Origin of the sequence: Devosia submarina, assembly GCF_003056345.1 — a bacterium.
GTDB lineage: Bacteria > Pseudomonadota > Alphaproteobacteria > Rhizobiales > Devosiaceae > Devosia > Devosia submarina.
Genome location: NZ_PYWB01000010.1, coordinates 17,365 through 35,155, shown reverse-complemented (window position 1 = coordinate 35,155; position 17,791 = coordinate 17,365). Strand labels below are relative to the sequence as shown.

The following is a 17,791-nucleotide window of genomic DNA, read 5'->3' as shown; positions in this document are numbered from 1 at the left end:
GCTTGCCCCTAGGCTGGACTCTTCCCAGCTTTAGGCGCACACACTCCGCCGCTAAAACAAAAGGCAAAATCCCATGGCTACTCATGTTTCCGACGCCACCTTTGGCGAGGAAGTCCTCAACTCCAAAGAGCCCGTCCTCGTGGATTTCTGGGCTGAGTGGTGCGGGCCCTGCCGCGCAATCGCTCCCGTGCTCGATGAGCTTTCGACCGAACTGGCCGGCAAGGTCAAGATCGTGAAGCTTAATGTCGACGACAATCCGGGCACGGCCAGCAAGTATGGCGTTCGCTCCATCCCGACGATGATTCTGTTCAAGGGCGGTGAAGCTGCCGACATGAAGATCGGTGCCGGCACACCCAAGGCGGGCCTTACCAAATGGCTCGAAAGCCACGCCGCTTAAGCTTAACTTCCCGTCGTTTACACCAACACCGCTCGAGCAATCGGGCGGTGTTTTGTTTTACCGTCTCTGCTAAATTCGCCCTCATAAAAAGAAGACTTGGGAGCATGCTTGGTGGCGATTGATCTTTATGCCCGCCCCTTTCACCTCGACAATGAAGCCATTGCCTGGGTGCACACGACGCGTGAAGCGCTTTCGCCGCGTGACCGACTGGCGCAGCTGTTTGTTCTTCTGGCGCGCGGTGAACCCGAGCGGGTCAGCGAGGCGGTGCGCAGCTTTAAGCCAGGTGGCATCACGCGGGTTTACTCGGCCGATCTAGAAGCCGAAATCGACCTGGTGCAATCGCTAGCCGACACCAATGTGCCCCTCCTGATTAGCGCGGACCTTGAGGGCAGCCGCATGAGCCTGCCATTCGGCTCCAGCGTTCCCAATCCGCTGGGCCTTGCGGCCGTGGACGATGTGGAGGCAACCACCGCCATTGCCACCATCATGGCGCAAGAGGCACGCGCCGTTGGCCTGAACTGGAGCTTCACTCCTGTTATCGACATCAACGCCGCATGGCGTAGCGCTATTGTGGGCACGCGCTCGTTCGGCAGCGAAGTCGAGCGGATCGAACGGCATGCCCTGGCGCAAATCGCTGCGTTTGAGGCCCATGGTGTGGCGGCCACGGTCAAGCACTGGCCGGGCGAAGGCTATGACGACCGCGACCAGCATCTAGTGACCACGATCAATCCGCTGAACATGGATGCCTGGGAAAAGAGCTTCGGGTGGCTCTACCGACGCGCCATTGCAGAAGGCGTGATGAGCGTCATGTCGGCCCACATCGCCCTTCCCGCCTTTGCACGCGCACTCGACCCACAGGCTGGCGCCGAGGCGTTCCGGCCCGCATCGGTGTCACGAATCCTCAACCACGATCTGTTGCGACGCGAACTGGGCTTTAATGGCCTGATCGTGTCGGATGCAACGCCCATGGCGGGTCTGAATGATTGGGGTCCGCGCGATGTAGTTTTGCCTGAAGTCATCATTTCGGGTTGCGATGTGATCCTCTTCTCCGACGATCCAAATGCCGATCTGATGCGGCTGGTGAAGGCCGTCGCGGATGGTCGGCTGGCCCAAGAGCGGGTGGACGAGGCTGTCACACGTGTACTGGCCTTCAAGGCCGCCTTGGGGCTGCACAAAGCTGACCGCCCCCGTCCGAATCTTGAGGTTGCACAGCGGCTGATGGCGGATGAGCAGAACGCCATAACCGTTCGGAACGCTACCGCGCGCGTGCCGACCCTGGTCAAGGATGTGCGCAATATCCTTCCCCTCTCGCCCACCAAGTACGGCCGCCTCCTGGTGTTCTCTCCAGGAGCGGTCATGCCCTTTGCGCCTGCGCCAGTGCGCCTCAGCGTGCCTGAACGGCTGATAATCGAAGGCTTCGATGTGACGGTTTATGAGCCCGGCATGAGCATCAGCCCGCGCGACTTTGATCTGGTGCTTTACCTTTTTGCCGAGGAAACCCTGCTGACGCGCAGCCGCATCTTTCTCGACTGGCACAAGCTTACAGGGTCCGTGTTCGGCGCCATGACGCGATATTGGCACGATCTGCCTACGCTGATGATCAGCTTCGGCTACCCCTATTATCTCTACGACGCCCCGCGTGTGCCGGCCTATGTCAACGCTTATGGGTCCAATGAAGCCATGCAGGCAGCCGTTGTGGAAGCCATTATGGGACGGCAGCCGTTTTCAGGAACAAGCCCAGTCGATCCTTTCGTGGGCAGTGATCAGGGCCGTTATTGATCCGAGCTCAATCAGGCGGCGTGCCATTGCGCGCCAGCACATCGCCGGCCAGATAGAGCGAGCCACAGATCAGGACGCGCGCGTTTGGCGTCCTGGCGGCCTGAGCCAGAGCCACCTCCACGTCCGTCGTGGTGCTGGCCGGCAAGCCAACAGCACGGGCGTCGGTGGCAATGGCATCGGCCGTGTGGGCATTGGGTTCGCCAGGGACAGCAACGGCGACCACCTCTTGCGCGATCTCCTTGAAGGGCTCGAGAAACTCGGCAGGCGAGCGATTGTTCATCATGCCCATGATCAGGATCAAAGGCGCAGGCCGAGTTCGGTTCATATCGGCGATGGCGTGAGCAATGGCTCGAGCGCCGTGGACATTATGGCCACCATCAAGCCAAAGCTCGGCGCCGGCACCCAATTGGTCACGTAGCTTGCCCTTGAGCGGCATCATGCGGGCCGGCCAGACGACATTGCGTAAACCACGTGCAAGGGCATCGCTGTTAACCGGCAGGCCGAAATGCCGCGTGGCTGCGATGGCCAAAGCTGCATTTTCGAACTGGTGGGCACCCAGGAGAGCGGGTGGAGGCAGGTCGAGAAGCCCCGCTTCATCCTGATAAACCAGGCGGCCGTCCTGCGCCGCGCCGTGGAATTCTTCGCCCTGATACAGAGGCGTGATGCCTAGGCGTTGCGCCGCGCGGTCGATCACCGCACGGCCTTCTTCCTGCTGGATACCGATCACGGCCTTGCTGCCGCGCTTGAGAATGCCGGCCTTGTTGACGGCTATCTCGGCGATGGTGTTGCCAAGGAAACCCTGGTGATCCAGATCAACGGGCGTAATGACGACGCCCAGAGGGTTCTGCACCACATTGGTGGTGTCATAGGTGCCGCCCAAGCCGGTCTCAAGCAGCAGGTAATCGGCAGGCGCTTCGGCATAAAGCACGAAAGCTGCCGCCGTGGTGATCTCGAAAAGGGTGATGTTGCGACCGGCGTTGATCTGCTCCACTCGCTCCAGCGTGTCATCAAGCATTGGCGTGCTCACCAGCTTGCCGCCTAGGCGGATCCGCTCGTTGAAGCGCACGAGGTGGGGCGAATTGTAGACATGAACCGACTGCCCAGCGGCTTCCAGGAAGGCCCTGAGATAGGCGATTGTTGAGCCCTTGGCATTGGTGCCAGCCACATGGATCACCGGCGGCAGCTTCTGGTGCGGATTGCCTAGCGCTTCAAGCAGCGGCAGGATGCGATCAAGGCTAAGATCAATCAGCTTGGGATGAAGCCCAGAAAGGCGCTTGAGGATGGCATCGGTGCGGGACATGGGAATGGTCCGGAATGAGATGCCGATGAGGTAGCGCCGATGCGGATGCGCTGCAAGGCGCATGGCGCGGGGGATTGCAGAAGATCTGACCCCAAGCCTTCATCGGCTCAAGAGCAGGTAAGTTGCTCAATCCCCCCACTCGACCTCATGGTTCAACGGGTTCACCAGGAGGTCTTTAGGATGGAGGGAACGACGGCGAGAGGCGTTAAAACTCCGACCAGTCCTTGTCTACCGCAGCGGCACTGTTGTTCCCCCGACGCAGATAGGTGCCGGCGACGGCCTTGAGCTTGTCCTGCATGCTCCGGGCCCCCTTGGCCGGCGCTGCAGCTGGCGCAGTCACGAGGCGCGGGGTCGGATGGTCGAGCGTGAAGATCTCGACAATGCGATCGAGCTCCACGGCCTGGGCCTCGGTCTGCTCAATTGCAGCGTTGGTTTGCTCCACCAGCGCAGCATTGTGCTGGGTCATCTCGTCCATCTGCTGCACGGCGACGGTGACCTCCTTGAGTGCGCCCGCCTGCTTGCGGCTGTCGTGGGAAATGGTTTCGAGCGCAGTTGTATTGTCGCGAATCGCCGAGAGCATGGACGAGAGCTTGGTTGAGGCATCAGACACCAGCTTGGTGCCGCCCTTGACCTCGTTGGCCGATTGCTCGATCAGCGCCTTGACGTCGGCCGATGCACTCGCGGCCGACTGGGCAAGACGCCGCACTTCCACTGCGACCACGGCAAAGCCCTTGCCAGCGTCACCGGCGCGAGCAGCCTCAACGGAGGCGTTCAGGGCCAGCAGATTGGTCTGGAAGGCAATATCGTCGATCAGACCGATGATGTTGGAAATCTTGCCGGAGGACGCGGTGATGCGATCCATGGCTTGGGTGGCCGCTGCCATGACCTCGCCGCCCTCTTCGGCCGTGCGCGACACATTCTTGGCTTGAAGGCTTGCAGCCTCGGCGCGATCAGCGCTTTCCAGCACGGTGGCGGCAAGTTGCTCAACTGTAGCCGATGTTTCCTCGATTGTTGCAGCCTGCCTAGTGGTGCGTTCACTCAGATCGTTTGCGCCCGAAAGGATTTCGCCAGTCGCCGTCTTGAGCGCGCCGGAGGTGGACCGCAATTGCCCGACGATCTCGCCCAGCCTCTCGGCGACGGCATTGGTATCGGCCTTGAGGCGCGCGAAGGCGCCCTCGTAGTCGCCACGAACGCGGCGGGTCAGGTTTGTGTCAGCAAGCGCGGCCAGCACTTCTCCGGTTTCGCCCAAGCCCCGATCAACCGTCTCGACGAGGGAATTGACCGAATGCGCGAGAGCATTGAGTTCGGCATCGGGGAAGCTTGCATCAACCCGCTTGGTGAAATCACCGGCAATGGCGGCGTCGACCACGTCACCGAACGAGCGTTGCAGCGTGACCATCATGGCGGCGCGCTCCGCCTGGTTGCTCAAAATGCGAGCCGCCTCGGCTTCGGTCATCTCAGCGACCTTCAAGCCGTTTTCGCGGAACACTTCCACGGCACGGGCCATGGCGCCCAATTCGTCGGTGCGCTCGGCACCACGGACTTCAGCCGCCAGATCGCCTTGCGCAAGGGCCTGCATGGTGCCCGTGAGGCGGGTGATCGGCCGGGTAATGGTGCGGGAGAACAGTAGGCCCATGGCCGCGACGACCGCCAGGAGCCCTGCGCCAATCAGCAACATCATGTTGCGCATGTTCGCGACTGGCGCCAGCACTTCGTTCTTGGCCATAACGGCCACTGCGGCCCATGGCTGGCCATTCGTGGTGATGGGGGCGGCCGCTACCAGCATGTCGGTGGCGCGATATTCCCCCGTTTCTCCATTGCTGGGCGTGCCAGCAAGCGCAGCATCCAATACAGGCGCGGTAAACGGCGTCAGCAGGGCATCATTGTCGGCGGTAAAGGTTGAATCCGAGCGCAGCAGCGCGTCGGAACCAACGACGATGACTTCGCCTGTCCCACCCAGGCCCCTGCGATCACCGACAACAGCGTCGAGCCGTTCCGATGGTAGTTGCAACGCCAGCACACCGATCTTGCGGCCCTGCGCGTTGAAAACCGGCTTGGCAAAGAAGCTCGCGGGCAAGCCGCCAGCGACTTCATAGGGCGCAAAGTCTTCAAAGACGATGTCGTCTGGGTTCTCGATGGCAATGGCCCGTTGGAAAGCCTTGCCCAGCGAAGTGGCCGCATAGGTCCCGCCTTCGGCAAAGCTCGTGCCAAAATCGGCTTGCTTGCTGACGGAATAGACCAGGGCGCCCTTAAGGTCGAAGAGATAGAGGTCGCGATAGCCGCGCACGGTCATCTGAGTGCGGAAACCCTTGTGCGCCCGGGTGTGCGGCACGTCATAGGCGCCTGTCGTGCCCAGCGTTTCAAGTGCGCCCAGATCGTCCTTGTTGGGATTATCATCCACATAGAGCTTGCGCACTTCGGCCGTCGGATCGACCTTGAACGACAGCCAGGCGCCCGCAAAGTCGCGAAGCGCCTGAATAGTGGCTTCCGAGCGCGACGTCGCGACAAGGTCGTTCTCTACCGTTTCGAGATAGGTCGATACCTGGGAAGCACGCTCGCTGGCCAGGGTCGCGAGATTGGTTTCCGCCGCTGTGCGTAGCGCGTCCGAGCCGATTTTGTAGCTGGCAAGACCAACGCCCAAGCTCACCAGCAGGGCAGAACCGAGCAGGGCGAGTGGCAGCTTGCGCGCAATCGGCATCGAAAACTTTGGCACAGGCGTCCCCTTTGGCAAACAACAGAACGGCGGGATCCCCCACCGAACGTTCTTGTGCTCAAAGATAAGGCGACGTGCTTAAATAGCGGTAAAGTTTACTCGGCGTGCGCGGCGCTAGGCACCGTCATCTCATCGTCGTCATTGTCGCCTTCAGCTGCCAAGGCGGCATCGCGCATGCTGGCTCGGGCGATGGATGGAGCGGCCGATGCCAATTCACCGACAGGCTCGCCCTTGGTCAGTATGGAGGCGAGCGAACCAATGGTGGAGCGCAGATTGTGGCGGTGGACGACCATGTCGACCATGCCATGCTCATAGAGATATTCGGAGCGCTGAAAGCCCTTGGGGAGCTTTTCGCGGATTGTCTGCTCGATCACGCGAGCGCCGGCAAAGCCGATGCGGGCGCCGGGCTCAGCGATATGCACGTCGCCCAGCATGGCATAGGAAGCGGTAACGCCGCCGGTGGTCGGGTCGGTGAAGACCACAAAGAACGGCAGGCCCGCTTCGCGCAGGCGCAGCACGGCTACGGTCGTGCGCGGCATCTGCATCAGCGAGAGGACGCCTTCCTGCATGCGCGCGCCGCCTGAAGCGACAAACAGCACGAAGGGCGTTTTGCGATTGGCAGCGGTTTCAAGGCCCGTAATGATGCCCTGGCCCGCGGCCATGCCAAGCGAGCCGCCCATGAAGTCGAAATCCTGCACCGCCACGGTGATGTCGCGCTGATAAAGCTTGCCGGTGGCTACAAGAACCGCATCATCAAAGCCGGTCTTGGCGCGGCTTTCCTTGAGGCGATCGACATAGCGCTTCTGGTCGCGGAACTTGAGCGGATCAACCGGCACCGGGGGAACGCTGACCAGATTGTACTGGCCGTCGTCGAAAAAGGTCTTGAGCCGGTCCGTCGGCTTGATCTTCATGTGGTAGCCCGAATTGGGCACCACCCATTGATTGGCTTCGAGGTCGCGATAAAAGACCATCTCGCCCGATTCCGGATCTTTGACCCAGAGATTTTCCCCAATGTCGCGCTTCTGCCCCAGAATGGAGCGGATCTTGGGGCGGACGAAATTGTCGATCCAGTTCATGGCAAGCCTCGTGCGGTGAGCTTTGGGTCAGCTACGCGTCAATTGTGGCAAATGTTATCAGCTGCGATGGGATGGGGCAAAGCCGTTCAGGTACGCGCCCGCTTGACACCGGCAAAAATGTCCGCAACCAATTCCCGTACGGCACCAACGGTTTGGCCTGTAGCCTTGCCATCAATGAGGGACTTGGCGACGGCGTCCACCAGAACGGAGCCCACGACGATGCCATCGGCATGCCTGCCGATCTCGGCGGCGTCTTCGGCTGTCTTGATGCCGAAGCCGACGGCAACGGGCAGGTCGGTATGGCTCTTGATGCGGTCGACGGCTTCGCCCACTGCCCCGCGCGACTTGATGGCAGCGCCGGTAACGCCGGTCATGGAAACATAGTACACAAAGCCGGACGTATTCTTGAGCACGGCAGGCAAGCGCTTGTCGTCAGTTGTCGGCGTGGTCAGGCGGATGAAGTTGAGCCCCGCCTTGAGCGCGGGAAGGCAGAGTTCCTCGTCTTCCTCGGGTGGCAGATCGACGATGATAAGCCCGTCAACCCCCGCCTCCACGGCGGCAGCGAGGAAATTGTCGACGCCAAACATATAGATGGGGTTGTAGTAGCCCATCAGCACGATGGGCGTGGTTTCGTCCTTGCGGCGGAAGTCCTCCACCATGCCAAGGACGCCGCGCAGGGTCTGGCCCGCGGCAAGCGCACGCTGGCCACCGAGCTGGATGGCAACGCCGTCGGCCATAGGGTCGGAAAAGGGCATGCCGAGCTCGATGATGTCGGCGCCGGCCTGCGGCAGCGCTTCAAGAATCGCCTGGCCTGTTGCCAGATCCGGATCACCCGCGACCACAAAGGTGACCAAGGCGGGACGGCCTTGTTCTTTGAGTGCGGCAAAGCGCGACGCGATCCGAGACGACATCTGCTGGTTCCCCTTTACTGGTGCTGGGGTTTAGGGGCGCGAGGGGAGTGCTGTCAATCGGAGGCAGGGAAAAGCCCGGTCTGCGCTGTTGCGTTCCAAGGCAAGAGTAATAAAACAAGCTTCATCTTTCTTTATTCTATTCTATAACGCTGGGCAAACAGCAGGAGAGCGCATCAATGTCTGACCAGTCGACCAGCGGCAGCTGGAGCGAAATTCTTGCGCCGCGTTATGCCAGTGTCACCCTGATCCTGTGCATCGGCGTAGCCTTCCTGGCCTTCAACGCGTTTCTGGCCTCCATCTCCTTGCCAACCGCCGTGCAAGAGATGGGTGGAGTTGCGCTGATCTCCTGGGCACTGACGCTGTTCTTGGTATTCGCCATTGTGGGCGGCTCGGGAGCGGCGCTTCTGAAAATCCGCTTGGGCGCGCGCACTGCCCTGCTCCTGTCCGCCGGCATATTCCTTGCCGGCACGCTGATTGCCGCCACGGCGACCTCCATGCCCATTGTGCTCGTGGGCCGGGCGCTGCAAGGCCTGGGCGAGGGGACGGTTTCCGCCATTTGTTTTGCGCTTATTCCCGAACTTTTCCCGTCGCGGCTGGTGCCGAAAGTGTTCGGCATGCAGGCCATGATCTGGGCCACCGCCGCCTTTGGCGGGCCAGCCATTGCCGGATTGTTGACGGAACTGGTGTCCTGGCGCGCAGCCTTCCTGGTCAGCGTGCCACTGGTGCTAGTTTTTGCCGTGATGGTGCTGTTCGTAGTGCCATCCGGACGCCAGCAGACTTCCCAGACCACCAGCTTCCCCGGCCTGCGGCTGCTCGCCATCGGGCTGGGCATCATGCTGGTGGCGCTCGCGGGCCTTGCAGCGCCCTGGTCGGCCGCGGGTCTGCTCCTGGGTGCCGCGCTGATGCTCTCGGGAGCGGTATGGCTGGATGGACGCAGCCGTGACCGGCTGATGCCGCCCGACGCTTTCCGGCCGATCTCTGTTGTTGGCACCGGATTATGGATGACATTGCTGATCAACATCGCCGGTGCTGGCTCGGCGGTATACCTCGTTTTGGTGGTGCAGCAGATGTGGGGCTACGGGCCGACCCTTGCAGGCGCCATTGCAGCAACTCTGGCGGTGGCCTGGAGCGCGTCAGCCATCATTGTTGCCAATGTGCGCCAGAAAGAAACGCGCAAGGCTCTGATCCGACTTGGCCCGGCCCTGATTACCGCGGGTTTGATCTTTGTGATGGCTGGCTTGCAGCTGGATCAGCTCGCCATAGTCCTCCTCGGACAATTGGTAATCGGCTCAGGCTTTGGCACCTGCAATGGCTATCTCAATCTTACCATGATGGAAGCTGCCAGCGATGAGGAGCGGGACAGGACATCGGCATTGATGCCCACGACGCAATCGGCCGGCAATGCGATCGGTGCCGCGCTTGCGGGCCTTGCCGCCAACTCGGCAGGACTGGCAACGGCCAGTTCGGTGGCCGACATCAAGCTGGCCATTATTCCTGTTTACCTGCTTGGTGCCGGCATGGCCGCCCTGGCCCTGCTTGCCGCTTGGCGAACAGTGAGGCTGATCCAGCCACAGGACATCAACTCGCGCTTTGCTGCCCATTAAGCAAAGAAAAGGGCGGCGCAAACGCACCGCCCAGTTTGTCAGGGAGAAAACGACAGGCGCGTCATCACGCGCGGGGCTGAGGGACAATCCGCAGGTATGGCTTGGGTTCCTTCCAGCCCTCTGGAAACTTTTCCTTGGCCGCTTCCGTCGAAAGCGAACTTGCGATGATCACGTCCTCGCCGTTCTTCCAATTGACCGGCGTAGCGACGGAGTGCGCCGCAGTCAGCTGCAGGCTGTCGATGACCCGAAGCACTTCATCGAAATTGCGGCCGGTCGATGCCGGGTATTCGATTTTTAGCTTCACCTTTTTGTCCGGACCAATAACAAAAACCGAGCGAACAGTTAACGTATTGTCAGCATTAGGATGGATCATGTCATAGAGACGCGCCACCTCGCCCGAGGTGTCGGCAAGCAGGGGAAAGTTCAGGGCAGTACCCTGAGTTTCCTCGATATCCTTCGCCCATCCGCCGTGATCTTCGAGCCGATCCACAGACAACCCGAGCACCTTGACCCCGCGCTTTTCGAACTCGGGCTTCAGCTTGGCCGTGTAACCCAGTTCCGTCGTGCAAACAGGCGTGAAGTTCTTGGGATGGCTAAACAAGACGGCCCAGGATCCTTCGATATAGTCGTAGAAGTGGATTGGACCTTCGGTGGAATCGAGCGTGAAATCAGGCGCAGTGTCGCCAATGAGAATTGCCATGGATTATTGTCCTTTCGGGATCCGTACCCGGTGATGGTGCTGCCTAGAATATCGTGGTGGGCGGCTATCATGTAAGCGCACCTGGCTGAAACGTTTTTATGTTTCGCAAACAGTGGTCAGCATGAACTTGTCCAAACTCACCTCTCGATAAAACGGAGGGACGTCTCGCAAGACGGGGCAATCAGATCACGAGGTCGTGAACTAACCAAACTCATACCTGGTGCGTTGAGGGTGGGTAATCGCAAAGAAGAATTCCCCATTCAACTGGAGATGATAACATGAAGTCCTCTGCCCTTGCTCTTGCTACCGCCGCTGCCCTGATGTTCGGCGCCACCTCAGTATCGTTCGCTCAGGATGCTTCGACCACGACTGCGCCGACCAGCGCTGAAGAATGCCTGGAACTGCAGGCTGCAGGCTCGACCGCGCCTGACGAATCGCTTGTGAATGAGCAGGAAGACGACAATTCTGCCGAAACTGCTACCGGTACTGAAAGCGACAGCACCGATGCGGCTGGCGCCATCGATGATACGACTCCGGCTGACTGCCCAGTCGTTAACGAAAGCGAAGGCCAGTAAAAACGAAAGGCCCGGTTCATACCGGGCCTTTTTTCATGGTGTGGGGGCGCCGTTGGTCCACACCACCTGCTCCGTGGAGAGCGGGATAACCGAAAGGCTCATTTTGCCGGAGCCTTGCTGAACCTGACGGGCATGGCCAAGGTAGATCAGCGAATTGCTGGACTGGTCGTAGACGCGGGTGACGCGCAGCGATTTCCAGATCAACGAACGGCCCTGCCGAAACACCTCTTCGCCGCCCGGACGGGTATTGATGTCGCCGATCGTGATAGGACCGGTGACAGAGCAATCCAACGCTGAATAGCTCGGATCTTCGAACCAGTTTCCTTGGCTTACCCGATCGATGAACGATCGGTTGAAATAGGCCAGATGGCAGACGACGCCATCCACTTCGGGATCCGCCACAGCCTCGATGGCGATGTCATTACCCGTCCAGTCCACCCCCACACTGCCCACCTCGCGACTGTCACCGCAGGCTGCGAGCAGCAGCGCAAGAGGGGCGACGATGGCGAAGTTGACAAATCTGTTCATGCAGATGGCTCCTTGATGCGACCCACACATGGCCTGCACCGCACCAGCCTGCAAGGGTCAGCCTCTATTATTACGGATGAAGCGTTCCAGAAGGCGCACCAGAAGCGAAAGCGAGATGGTCATGGTGAGATACAGATAGGCCACGACGTTGTAGGTTTCGAAAAAGAGGAAGGTGCCCGATGAGTAAACCTTCCCCAGTTGCGTGATGTCCTGCACGCCCAAGGCGGAAACCAGCGCTGAATCCTTGATCATGGACACGAAATCATTTGCGAGCGGCGGCAGAATGGTGCGCAGCGCCTGGGGAAAGGTCACGAAGCGAAAGCACTTCCAACGCGACAAGCCGAGTGAGCGGGCAGCTTCGAGCTGTCCGCGTTCAACGGCCTCGATGCCTGCCCGGAAGATTTCAGCGATAAAGGCCGAATAGCAGATGGTGAGCGCAACAATCGCGCGCCAAGTGAAGTCGAACTGGCGGATGGTTATGGACCAGTCGAACGGCTGCAGCAGCCAGTTCACCGCCGCAACAAGGCCCGGCGCGCCGACAAAGGCGACGTAGAACAAAAACACCAGCACAGGAATGCCGCGGATGATTTCGACATAGAAGGTCGCGATCTCGCGCAGGATGCGGTTACCGGACGTGCGAGCCAACGCAACGAGTAGCCCAAGCATCGTGGCGGCCGAGAATGCGACAGCGGTTACCCAGAGCGTCGTCAGGATTCCGCCCTGAAGCGAGCGAAAAATCTGGCTGTAGGTAGCGCTGCTCGAAATGCCCCAGGCACCCAGAACGAATAATAGGCCGATCGCCAGCAGCCACCAGGGAATGCGCGAAAGCAGGGATGGTGGACGAGGGGTGTAGCTCAAGACGGCTTCATTTCATTGAAGGCCGCAAAGCCGGCCGACACCTCCCTTCGGAAGGGTAAGTGTTGATTGAACGCTGTTGATCCAGCCAGAACTTATTGCGCTGCGTTGAACTCGTAGAACCACTTCTCTTCCAGAGCGTCCATGGTGCCGTCTGCCTTGATCGCGGCGAGGGCTGCGTTCACCGGCTCCACAAGGTCCGAGCCAGGCGTGAAGATAAAGCCGAACTCTTCGGTGCCGAGTGGCTCACCGACAACTTTGAAAGCGCCTGGATTGCTGCCGATATATCCATTGGCCGAAGTTTGATCCATCAAGACCGTATCGACATCGCCCGACTGAAGGGCCTGCACCGAAGCGCCGAAGGTTTCAAAAAGCTTGATGCGCGGGTTGGCTTCATCCCCATCCAGGACATTGTAGACCGCCACATAAAAATTGGTAGTGCCGGCTTGCGCGCCCACCAGGAGATCGGAGTTCGCGGCAAAGCTCTCAGCGTCAGCGAACCGGGATTCGTCGGCCCGGACCAACATGAGCTGCTGGGATGTCAGATAGCTGTCGGAGAAATCAACCAGCCCCTTGCGCTCGTCATTGATGGTGATGCCATCCATACCGACATCGAATTGCCCGTCCCGCACGGACTGGATCATGACGTCCCAGCTCGAAAGTTCCCAGCGGACGCTGGCATTTAGACGCTTAGCAATTTCGTTGAAGAGATCGTATTCCAGCCCAACCCCTTCTCCAGTTGCCGGGTCGGCAAAGTTGAGGGGAACATAGGCGTTTTCTGTCACCGCGACGATCTCGCGTCCGCCCAGATCGGGAAGGCCTTGCGCCTGCACGCCTGAAAAGTTCACTGCAATGGCAAATACGGCGGCGAAAAACTTTGGCAGCGATGGCATGAGAACTGGCTCCGGGCAAAGATCGGGCGGAGATTAGACCGAAGCCTTGTCCTTTGGGAAGGTGGCTGGTTGACCTACTAAGCCGGCCTGGAAGAACTGTGCCGATCAATGTGACCAAGATCGCGATCGGGGTCGATGCGATCGCGCACCAGCTGCTTGAGCTGCTTGACATCGGGGAAGCCGCCATCCCGCTTGCGCTCCCAGACCAAATCTCCGTCGATACGGATTTCGAATATGCCGCCGCTGCCCGGTACCAGGGCGACCGAACCCATTTCCAGACTAAAGGTGGAGAGCACCTCGGACGCCATCCAGGCGGAGCGGAGCAGCCAATTGCATTGGGTGCAGTAGGTGATGGAAAGCTTCGGCTTTTGTTCGGTCATGGCGTCCTTTGCGGCGGCAATAGGCAAGGGGGTCAAGCCTTGCCGGCATCATAAGCCCTTCTAGCGCGCGGCTCGGGGACGGTCAAAAAAGACAAAGCCCGACTCGCGAGCCGGGCTTTGTCTAATTGGTAGGTCCGGGCCCTTGTCGCGACAGCAAGGAACTTCACTTCGGTGACTACGGAATCCGAAGCAAGGCTCTCCGCTGCCGCGGCAGCGGCCCGGAGCTCCAGCCGATTAGTTGATCACAACCACTTTGGTGCCGACCGGCACGCGGGAATAAAGATCAATAATATCCTGGTTCATCAAGCGGATGCAGCCAGAGGAAACATTGGTACCGATGGTATAGGGTTCGGTGGTGCCATGCAGACGGAACAGCGTATCCCGGCCGTTTTTGTAAAGGTAAAGCGCGCGAGGGCCGAGTGGGTTGGTCGGGCCACCTTCCATGCCACCGGCATAGGGACCATAGCGGTCAGGCTCGCGCTTGATCATGGCCGGCGTCGGAGTCCAGCGGGGCCACGCAGCCTTGCGGCCGATGGTTGCCGTACCCCGGAACACGAGCGCTTCGGTCTTGCCGACGCCGACGCCATAGCGCAGGGCCCGGCCGCCTTCCATCACAAGGTAAAGGAAGCGGTTGGGCGTATCCACCACAATGGTTCCGGGGCGCTCACTCGTGACGTATGGTACTTCCTGGCGCCAATACTGCGGATCGACCCGACGAAGATCCATGGCATCAATGGGGAATTTGTCATCGTAGATAGCGCCGTACATGGCCTGGTAGTACGGATCGATGCGCGGCTCCTCGACCACAGGAGTGCGGGTGGAGGAACAAGCTGCAAGAGCTACGGCGGGGAGGCCAATCATGAAGAGGCGACGAGAGAGCAAAGCAGTTCCCTTTGGGAAGCGGTGACGCAAAAATACTAGTGTGGCTCAAGCCCTATGCCGCGTCGCTGCGGATCGCTAGTGCAGGAAAGCCTCACTTCTGGAACGGCGAGCAATACGGCCGGTTCCTCGCCGCCTTGTGATGATTTTTCACTGTGGCAAGGAAGCAACAGCGCAGGTCCACCAAATTTAAGGCTTTGTTAAAGCTAGACATTCCGTGAACTGGAGCCAAGCTACCCGATGCTTATTCCGGCCATGACTGCACCGCAATGCCGCGTAGCGAAAAAGAGCCATGCGGAAACAAAAAGGCCCGGGTCGCTCCGGGCCTTTCTTATCTGGTGATCTGCGCTTATTCGGCAGCAGGAGTTTCAGCAGCGTCCTTGGTAATTTCCTTGCCGGTAGCCTGATCGACCACCTTCATAGACAGGCGGACCTTGCCACGCTCGTCAAAGCCAAGCAGCTTGACCCAGACCTTGTCACCTTCCTTGACCACATCGGTGGTCTTGGCAACCCGCTGTTCGGCCAGTTGGCTGATGTGAACCAAGCCGTCTTTCGCGCCGAAAAAGTTCACGAAGGCGCCGAAATCGGCGGTCTTGACGACAGTGCCCTGGTAGATGGCGCCCACTTCGGCTTCGTCGGTGATCGAGCGGATCCACTTGATCGCGGCTTCGATCTGCGAACCGTCCGAGGACGAGATCTTGATCGTGCCGTCATCGTCGATGTTGATCTTGGCCCCGGTCTTTTCGACGATCTCGCGGATCACCTTGCCGCCGGTGCCGATCACTTCACGGATCTTCTCGGTCGGAATCTTCATGGTTTCGATGCGGGGAGCGAACTCACCGACTTCACCACGCGATGCCGACAGGGCCTTTGCCATTTCGCCCAGGATGTGGATACGACCGCCCTTGGCCTGCTCGAGGGCGATCTTCATGATCTCCTCAGTGATGCCAGCGATCTTGATGTCCATCTGGAGCGAAGTCACGCCCTGGTCGGTGCCGGCGACCTTGAAGTCCATGTCGCCGAGGTGATCTTCGTCGCCGAGGATGTCGCTGAGAACAGCAAACTTCTCGCCTTCAAGGATCAGACCCATGGCGATACCGGCCACTGGACGCGCCAGCGGCACGCCGGCATCCATCAGAGCCAGCGAAGTGCCGCAAACGGTTGCCATGGACGAGGAGCCATTTGACTCGGTGATCTCCGATACGACGCGGATCGTGTAGGGAAATTCCTCGATCGAGGGGCGGATCGGGTTGATCGCGCGCCAAGCGAGCTTGCCATGACCGATTTCGCGGCGGCCGGGGGAACCCATGCGGCCAGCTTCACCCACCGAATAGGGAGGGAAGTTGTAGTGCAACAGGAAGTTCTGCTTCTGGGTGCCTTCTAGCGAGTCGATGAACTGCTCGTCTTCGCCGGTGCCGAGGGTCGCAACCACCAGCGCCTGGGTCTCGCCGCGGGTAAACAGCGCCGAACCATGGGTGCGGGGCAGGACGCCAACTTCGGAAACGATCGGGCGGACGGTGGACAGATCACGACCGTCGATGCGCAGGCCGGTGTCGAGCACATTCCAGCGCACGATCTTGGCCTGAAGGTTGTGGATCACTTCGCCCAGAGCTTCGGCGGAGACTTCGCCAGCTTCGATCTTGGCAGCAAACTGCTCCTTGACCTTGGCCTTAGCAGCGTCAACTGCCGCGTAGCGATCTTCCTTCTTGGTGATCTTGTAGGCGGCGCGCAGATCTTGTTCTGCAACGGCCAGCACGTCTTTTTCGAGCGCGGAATAATCCGGCGCCTGGAAGTCGCGCGGTTCCTTGGCAGCAAGCTCAGCCAGCTTGATGATGGCCTGGATGACCTTGCGCGACTCGGCATGGCCGAACATCACGGCGCCCAGCATCACTTCTTCGCTGAGTTCCTTGGCTTCCGATTCCACCATCAGGACGGCGTCTTCGGTACCAGCCATGACGAGATCGAGCTTGGACTCGCTGCGGCGGTCAACTGGCAGGTTCAGCACATACTCGCCATCGACATAGCCGACGCGGGCAGCGCCAATCGGGCCCATGAAGGGAATGCCCGAAATGGTCAGGGCAGCGGAGGCTGCGACCATGGCCAGCACATCGGGATTATTTTCCATGTCGTGCTGCAGAACGGTGACAACCACCTGGGTCTCGTTCTTGTAGCCTTCGGGGAACAGGGGGCGGATTGGACGGTCGATCAGACGCGAAACCAGGGTCTCGTTCTCGGTCGGACGGCCTTCACGCTTGAAATAGCCACCGGGGATCTTGCCGGCGGCAAAGTACTTTTCCTGGTAGTTGACGGTCAGCGGGAAGAAATCCTGGCCAGGCTTTGCCGACTTGGCCGACACAACGGTCGCCAGCAGCACGGTTTCGCCCAGGGTAGCGAGCACGGCGCCATCGGCCTGGCGGGCCATCTTGCCGGTCTCGAGCGTCAGGGGCTGGCCGCCCCAGTTGAGCTCGACCTTGTGGTGATCAAAATTGATCGTCATGTATTTCGTCTTTCCATTCTGCCGGAGAGCGGGAACGCGGGGGCGTAGCGAATCCCCACGAACTCAACCGGTGTACCCGCACCACGCTCGCACCCCATGTGGGAGCAGGGCTCAAAATCAGGTACTGTTCATTTCGGGCGAAAACGAAACATGGACAAGACAACAAGCCGCTCCTTGAGTGGCAAAGCGGCCAATAATCCTGCCATGTTCCAGCATTCGCCGGCTACATAAGCGACATCGCCCTTTTCGGAGGTGCCGCAAGGCAGATGCGGAAAGATCCCGCACCTGCAATTCACAAGGCGCGCTTAGCGACGCAGGCCGAGGCGTTCGATGATCGTCTTGTAACGAGCGTCATCGACCTTCTTGACATAGTCAAGCAGGGAACGGCGGGTCGAAACGAGCTTGAGCAGACCGCGGCGGGAATGGTTGTCCTTGCCGTGACCCTTGAAGTGCTCGGTCAGGTTCGCAATGCGCTCGGACAGGATGGCAATCTGCACTTCCGGCGAGCCGGTATCGTTTGGCTTGATTGCATATTCCTGGATGAGTTCGGCCTTGCGCTCTGGCGTGATCGACATCGGATAGATCCTTTGAATTGGAGGATTGGGTCGCCCCAGCCGGGATGTCGTCCAGGAGGGGCCATGAAAACGCCAAAAGGCCCGAAGGTCCTTGGGCTGGCTCGCATATAGGCCATAAGGCCGCAAATT

16 protein-coding genes are annotated in these 17,791 nt (G+C 59.9%); 4 read left to right on the top strand and 12 right to left on the bottom strand.

All coding sequences use genetic code 11. The features are described 5' to 3' along the window. Positions 1 to 73 precede the first annotated feature (73 nt). The gene (gene trxA, locus DDE77_RS15505; protein ID WP_108398398.1) at positions 74 to 397 is read left to right on the top strand and encodes a thioredoxin; all 324 of its coding nucleotides are present in this window, start codon (positions 74 to 76) and stop codon (positions 395 to 397) included. A 111-nt stretch (positions 398 to 508) separates the two neighbouring features. Further along, on the top strand, positions 509 to 2,176 hold the full coding sequence (locus tag DDE77_RS15500) for a glycoside hydrolase family 3 protein (protein WP_245895319.1): 1,668 nt from the start codon (positions 509 to 511) through the stop codon (positions 2,174 to 2,176). Between the two features lie 7 nt (positions 2,177 to 2,183). Here DDE77_RS15500 and DDE77_RS15495 read toward each other — a convergent pair whose 3' ends face one another. The 4 genes from DDE77_RS15495 to trpA all read right to left on the bottom strand — a co-directional run bounded on the left by DDE77_RS15495 (position 2,184) and on the right by trpA (position 8,176). Further along, positions 2,184 to 3,476 carry a bifunctional folylpolyglutamate synthase/dihydrofolate synthase gene (locus DDE77_RS15495; protein WP_108398468.1) on the bottom strand — a complete coding sequence of 431 codons (1,293 nt, stop codon included), beginning with the start codon at positions 3,474 to 3,476 and terminating at the stop codon, positions 2,184 to 2,186. A gap of 205 nt (positions 3,477 to 3,681) precedes the next feature. Then, positions 3,682 to 6,189, bottom strand: coding sequence for a methyl-accepting chemotaxis protein (locus DDE77_RS19975; RefSeq protein ID WP_157959877.1), 2,508 nt, complete (start codon positions 6,187 to 6,189; stop codon positions 3,682 to 3,684). A 95-nt stretch (positions 6,190 to 6,284) separates the two neighbouring features. After that, a complete protein-coding gene (gene accD / locus DDE77_RS15485; RefSeq protein WP_108398395.1) occupies positions 6,285 to 7,265 on the bottom strand; it encodes an acetyl-CoA carboxylase, carboxyltransferase subunit beta in 981 nt (326 codons plus the stop codon). An 86-nt stretch (positions 7,266 to 7,351) separates the two neighbouring features. Further along, a complete protein-coding gene (trpA, locus tag DDE77_RS15480) occupies positions 7,352 to 8,176 on the bottom strand; it encodes a tryptophan synthase subunit alpha (protein WP_108398394.1) in 825 nt (274 codons plus the stop codon). A 176-nt stretch (positions 8,177 to 8,352) separates the two neighbouring features. Between trpA and DDE77_RS15475 the strand changes: the two genes are divergently transcribed. Next, complete coding sequence (locus tag DDE77_RS15475; protein WP_108398393.1) at positions 8,353 to 9,780, top strand: MFS transporter; 1,428 nt, start codon at positions 8,353 to 8,355, stop codon at positions 9,778 to 9,780. A 64-nt stretch (positions 9,781 to 9,844) separates the two neighbouring features. Here the strand turns inward: DDE77_RS15475 and DDE77_RS15470 are convergent, their stop codons facing one another. After that, on the bottom strand, positions 9,845 to 10,480 hold the full coding sequence (locus DDE77_RS15470; protein ID WP_108398392.1) for a peroxiredoxin: 636 nt from the start codon (positions 10,478 to 10,480) through the stop codon (positions 9,845 to 9,847). Positions 10,481 to 10,758: 278 nt separating this feature from the next. On the opposite strand from DDE77_RS15470, the gene DDE77_RS15465 reads away from it, so the two are divergent. Beyond that, positions 10,759 to 11,055, top strand: coding sequence for a hypothetical protein (locus DDE77_RS15465; protein ID WP_108398391.1), 297 nt, complete (start codon positions 10,759 to 10,761; stop codon positions 11,053 to 11,055). A 33-nt stretch (positions 11,056 to 11,088) separates the two neighbouring features. On the opposite strand, the gene DDE77_RS15460 is transcribed toward DDE77_RS15465, so the two are convergent. From DDE77_RS15460 to rpsO, 7 genes are all read right to left on the bottom strand, one after another. After that, entirely contained in the window at positions 11,089 to 11,583 is a 495-nt protein-coding gene (locus DDE77_RS15460; protein WP_108398390.1) for a CreA family protein, read from the bottom strand. Positions 11,584 to 11,640: 57 nt separating this feature from the next. Further along, the gene (locus DDE77_RS15455; protein ID WP_108398389.1) at positions 11,641 to 12,441 is read right to left on the bottom strand and encodes an amino acid ABC transporter permease; all 801 of its coding nucleotides are present in this window, start codon (positions 12,439 to 12,441) and stop codon (positions 11,641 to 11,643) included. 92 nt (positions 12,442 to 12,533) lie between these two features. After that, entirely contained in the window at positions 12,534 to 13,331 is a 798-nt protein-coding gene (locus DDE77_RS15450) for a transporter substrate-binding domain-containing protein (RefSeq protein ID WP_108398388.1), read from the bottom strand. Between the two features lie 77 nt (positions 13,332 to 13,408). Continuing rightward, complete coding sequence (locus DDE77_RS15445) at positions 13,409 to 13,711, bottom strand: Rdx family protein (protein ID WP_108398387.1); 303 nt, start codon at positions 13,709 to 13,711, stop codon at positions 13,409 to 13,411. 234 nt (positions 13,712 to 13,945) lie between these two features. After that, a complete protein-coding gene (locus DDE77_RS15440) occupies positions 13,946 to 14,572 on the bottom strand; it encodes a L,D-transpeptidase (RefSeq protein WP_108398386.1) in 627 nt (208 codons plus the stop codon). 367 nt (positions 14,573 to 14,939) lie between these two features. After that, a complete protein-coding gene (gene pnp, locus DDE77_RS15435; RefSeq protein ID WP_108398385.1) occupies positions 14,940 to 17,087 on the bottom strand; it encodes a polyribonucleotide nucleotidyltransferase in 2,148 nt (715 codons plus the stop codon). Positions 17,088 to 17,392: 305 nt separating this feature from the next. Beyond that, positions 17,393 to 17,788, bottom strand: a complete 396-nt coding sequence (gene rpsO / locus DDE77_RS15430) for a 30S ribosomal protein S15 (RefSeq protein ID WP_245895323.1) — start codon at positions 17,786 to 17,788, stop codon at positions 17,393 to 17,395. Positions 17,789 to 17,791: the final 3 nt, after the last annotated feature.

Excerpts from the sequence above, each read along its gene's own strand:
- DDE77_RS15460 (WP_108398390.1), bottom strand. The coding sequence starts at position 11,583 with ATGAACAGATTTGTCAACTTCGCCATCGTCGCCCCTCTTGCGCTGCTG.
- DDE77_RS15440 (WP_108398386.1), bottom strand. The coding sequence starts at position 14,572 with ATGATTGGCCTCCCCGCCGTAGCTCTTGCAGCTTGTTCCTCCACCCGC.
- pnp (WP_108398385.1), bottom strand. The coding sequence starts at position 17,087 with ATGACGATCAATTTTGATCACCACAAGGTCGAGCTCAACTGGGGCGGC.
- DDE77_RS15465 (WP_108398391.1), top strand. The coding sequence starts at position 10,759 with ATGAAGTCCTCTGCCCTTGCTCTTGCTACCGCCGCTGCCCTGATGTTC.
- trpA (WP_108398394.1), bottom strand. The coding sequence starts at position 8,176 with ATGTCGTCTCGGATCGCGTCGCGCTTTGCCGCACTCAAAGAACAAGGC.
- DDE77_RS15445 (WP_108398387.1), bottom strand. The coding sequence starts at position 13,711 with ATGACCGAACAAAAGCCGAAGCTTTCCATCACCTACTGCACCCAATGC.
- DDE77_RS15475 (WP_108398393.1), top strand. The coding sequence starts at position 8,353 with ATGTCTGACCAGTCGACCAGCGGCAGCTGGAGCGAAATTCTTGCGCCG.
- DDE77_RS15470 (WP_108398392.1), bottom strand. The coding sequence starts at position 10,480 with ATGGCAATTCTCATTGGCGACACTGCGCCTGATTTCACGCTCGATTCC.
- DDE77_RS15450 (WP_108398388.1), bottom strand. The coding sequence starts at position 13,331 with ATGCCATCGCTGCCAAAGTTTTTCGCCGCCGTATTTGCCATTGCAGTG.
- accD (WP_108398395.1), bottom strand. The coding sequence starts at position 7,265 with ATGAACTGGATCGACAATTTCGTCCGCCCCAAGATCCGCTCCATTCTG.
- trxA (WP_108398398.1), top strand. The coding sequence starts at position 74 with ATGGCTACTCATGTTTCCGACGCCACCTTTGGCGAGGAAGTCCTCAAC.
- DDE77_RS15495 (WP_108398468.1), bottom strand. The coding sequence starts at position 3,476 with ATGTCCCGCACCGATGCCATCCTCAAGCGCCTTTCTGGGCTTCATCCC.